This window comes from Intestinibacter sp. (genome assembly GCF_034113885.1).
Taxonomy (GTDB): Bacteria; Bacillota; Clostridia; order Peptostreptococcales; family Peptostreptococcaceae; genus Intestinibacter.
The window spans coordinates 1-2,388 of record NZ_JAXEWM010000256.1 but is presented as its reverse complement, the minus strand read 5'-3'; the positions used below and the strand labels follow the sequence as shown (position 1 = coordinate 2,388).

The following is a 2,388-nucleotide window of genomic DNA, read 5'->3' as shown; positions in this document are numbered from 1 at the left end:
TTACTCTTCATAGTTGGTATAGCAAGGAAAATTGCAACAACAACTGCAGATAATAATTTCAATAAGTCTGTATCTATACCCATCCATATTACTACTTGTAATACTATGTAATATATAATAGCACCTAAAGCAACTGATAATACTTTAAATCCAAAATTTGTAGATATTTTACCAAATATTGCTTCACCAATTATAACAGCCGCCAAACCAATTACGATAGCTCCACGCCCCATATTTATATCGGCAAATCCTTGATATTGTGAAAGCAAAGCCCCAGAAAATGCAACTAAAGCATTTGATATCATAAGCCCTATAACACTACTTAAAGAAGTATTTATCCCCTGTGCACGAGCCATACAATCATTACATCCAGTCGCACGAATAGCTGCTCCTAATTCTGTTCCGAAGAACCAATATAATATACCTATTAAAATTACAATTATAAGTGCTACAATAAATAAAGTATTTTGTAAAAGCGGAACTCCCTTAATATAGCGTAGAGATACAAGTAAATCAAATTGATCTACGTTGATAGCTTGATTTGCTTTTCCCATTATTTTTAAATTAATTGAAAATAGTCCTAATTGTGTTAAAATCCCCGCTAAAATAGCTGGTATACCCATAAACGTATAAAGTATACCTGTCACCATACCAGCAAGTAAACCTGCGATAAACGCCCACAAAAGTGACACCCATACATTATGACCTGATTGCATCATCATAATACATACAGCACCACCTGTACATAATGTTCCGTCAACTGTTAAATCTGCAATATCTAAAACTCGAAAAGTAATATAAACCCCTATAGCCATGATACCCCATATTAACCCCTGGGCAAGTGCTCCTGGCATCGCTGTTGTTAAACTCATAATATTCATATTTTTTAACCTACCAATCTTTAAATGTATTATAAATTACTTAATATTAAATAATTTTTAAACTGTAAAAACAGCAAGTTGAAACTCCCCTTGCTGTTTTTATTATATTAATTATTTTTCAATAGCTTCATAATTATATAGAATTTCTATTTTTCAATAGCTACATAATCATCTGGAATTTCTATTCCAAGGTCTTTACATATTTCTTTATTGTATTTCTTAGTAAATTCAGGAGCATATTCTATTTTCATTTCTTCTATTTTAGATTCTCCTGTTAATACTTTTGCAGCCATCTTTCCAGTAGCCACACCTAAATCATAATAGCTTATAGATAAAGTAGCTACACCACAGCCTTTACAAACACCTTCTTCACCAGCTATTACAGGAATTTTTGCTGGACGGCATATATTGTCTATTATGCTTGCATTTGATGCTACTGTATTATCTGTTGGTACATAGATTACATCAGATTCATCTGCTGCTGTTTTGGCTACAGAGCTTAAATCATTTGAATCAGAGAATCCATATAATTTACATGTATATCCTAAATTTTCAAGTTCTTTCTTTACTGTGTCTACTTGATATTGAGAGTTTGCTTCTGCTGTACAGTAAACAAGACCTACATTTTTCTTATCTGGGAATAATTCCTTTAACATAGCTGCTTGTTGATCAAGTGGAGCAAGGTCAGATGTCCCTGAAATATTGCTTCCTACTAATCCATCGAAATCTTTGATTCCTAATGCAACACCGTATTCAGTTACAGATGTACCAAGTATTGGTATTTCATTTGTTCCAGCTTGAGCTGCTTGAAGTGCTGGTGTAGCATTTGCTAAAATTAAGTCTACATTATTAGAAACAAATCCATTGATAATTGTAGAACATGTAGCAGAATCTCCTTGTGCATTTTGTTCATCGAATGTAACTGCATCTTCTCCTAATTCTTTAGTTAATTCATCTTTGAACCCTTGTGTAGCTGCATCAAGTGCTTCGTGTTGAACAAGCTGACAAATACCTACGTTGTATGTTTTGTCATCGCCATTTGATGAATTACCACATGCAACAAGTCCTAAAGACATGACTGCTGTAAGTATAATTGCTAGAAATTTTTTCATTCTATACTTCCCCCTGTGTTTAAATTATATATATAAAAATTATATATCGTTATATAAAAATTATATATTATTTAACATTTTAAAGTCAACAAATATTGCCATTTATTTCGAAATTTTCTAATTTTTCGATATAAATAATCGAATTCGATTAATTTATTTAAATTGAGTTTCGGATAAATATCTCTCACAGTGAATTTCTTACTTAATATCATCTAAAAGTCTAGAATCAGCTTCTATTATGACACTATTTTCAATTTCAGCCTTTTCTAGATTGTTTTTTACTAAATTAGATTATTCTGTATTAAAAAATTCTTTAGCTATTTCTATCTTAGTGTTGTCCTAATTACCTACAAATTTGGTTAATGCATATATGTATTTTAACAAGTGAGTTTTTC

2 protein-coding genes are annotated in these 2,388 nt (G+C 31.3%); both read right to left on the bottom strand.

What is annotated here, in order from left to right:
• Nucleotides 1-881 (bottom strand): ABC transporter permease (locus SPD90_RS15205; protein ID WP_320925792.1); only part of this gene is annotated, 881 nt, incomplete at its 3' end.
• Nucleotides 882-1,027: 146 nt separating this feature from the next.
• Nucleotides 1,028-1,993 (bottom strand): ABC transporter substrate-binding protein, encoded by a 966-nt coding sequence (locus tag SPD90_RS15200; protein ID WP_320925791.1) that lies wholly within the window; start codon nucleotides 1,991-1,993, stop codon nucleotides 1,028-1,030.
• Nucleotides 1,994-2,388 lie beyond the last annotated feature (395 nt).

What these genes read in the sequence shown, in the direction of transcription:
- SPD90_RS15200 (WP_320925791.1), bottom strand. Translation starts at nt 1,993, where the DNA reads ATGAAAAAATTTCTAGCAATTATACTTACAGCAGTCATGTCTTTAGGA.